The organism is Megamonas sp. (assembly GCF_986095205.1).
This window is the reverse complement of sequence record NZ_CFQVBI010000086.1, coordinates 1-1,161: the sequence shown is the minus strand read 5'-3', so window position 1 is coordinate 1,161 and position 1,161 is coordinate 1. Positions and strand designations below refer to the sequence as shown.

General features: G+C 31.2%; 1 protein-coding gene. It reads left to right on the top strand.

The window, feature by feature from the left end; all coding sequences use genetic code 11:
• The first annotated feature begins 272 nt into the window (after nucleotides 1-272).
• A complete protein-coding gene (locus tag AC5LAX_RS12575; RefSeq protein ID WP_493263867.1) occupies nucleotides 273-1,046 on the top strand; it encodes a DUF134 domain-containing protein in 774 nt (257 codons plus the stop codon).
• The last annotated feature ends 115 nt before the right edge of the window (nucleotides 1,047-1,161 follow it).

Sequence of the window (1,161 nt, the reverse complement as noted above, 5' to 3'; positions counted from 1 at the left end):
GAATATACTATATTATTATTTGATTTATATTTCATAAAAGTATTATATAACTATTAAAAATATAATACAATAAAAAACAATGATACTGTATCATTGTTTTTTAGCGAGCTTATATCCCCATAAATAAATTTAGGGGCTTTACGCTCGCATTTGGTAAACTCCAAGTCAAATGATTATCTGAAAAATTTTCTAATTAAACTTGTTTTTTCTTGATTAATATCTTATAATAATAATCGACATATGTCGGAAATAAATTTTAGTGAGATGATTTTATGGCAAGACCTAGTCGCTGTCGCAAAATTTGTTTTGAACCAACTTATGATAGTTTTATTCCTGAAGGCATCTCTAATGGTGAAAAAATTATTTTGACCTTAGATGAATATGAAGTAATTCGCCTAATAGATTTAAATAAACTCACCCATGAACAAGCTTCTAAACAAATGAATATTTCTCGCACTACAGTCAGTGAAATATATGAAATGGCTCGCTATAAAATAGCCAATAGCCTTGTATATGGTCGTCCACTATTGATTTCTGGTGGCAATTATCAACTTTGCCAAGGAGAACAAAACTGTTTACAAAATTGCCCTAAACGAAAAATTCACAAACAACAAATTATAACTAAAAAAGGAGTAAATACAATGAGAATAGCTGTTACATACGATAATGGAAATATCTTCCAACATTTTGGTCATACATCACAATTTAAAGTTTATGATATTGAAAATAATCAAATCGTAAATGAACAAATCATTGATACACAAGGTCAAGGACATGGTGCTTTAGCTACATTTTTAAATAATGCTCAAGCAGATATCTTAATCTGTGGTGGTATCGGCGGTGGAGCTCAAAATGCTTTAGCTCAAGCTGGTATTAAATTATTCGGTGGCGTCATGGGAAATGCTGATGAAGCTGTAAAAGCATATCTTAATGGCACATTAAACTATAATGCTAATGTACAATGCAATCATCATGGTCACGGTCATTCTTGCGGTGGTTATGGACATGCTTGCCATGAGGATAAACATGGTTGTTCTGGTAACTAATCAAATTATTCGCTAACAAAAAAGCAGTAGATATGATATGCACCCAAAATATTGGACATATTAATTAAGCTACTAATTGAGACTTAGTTCTGTATTCTACGGGACTAAGTCCTTT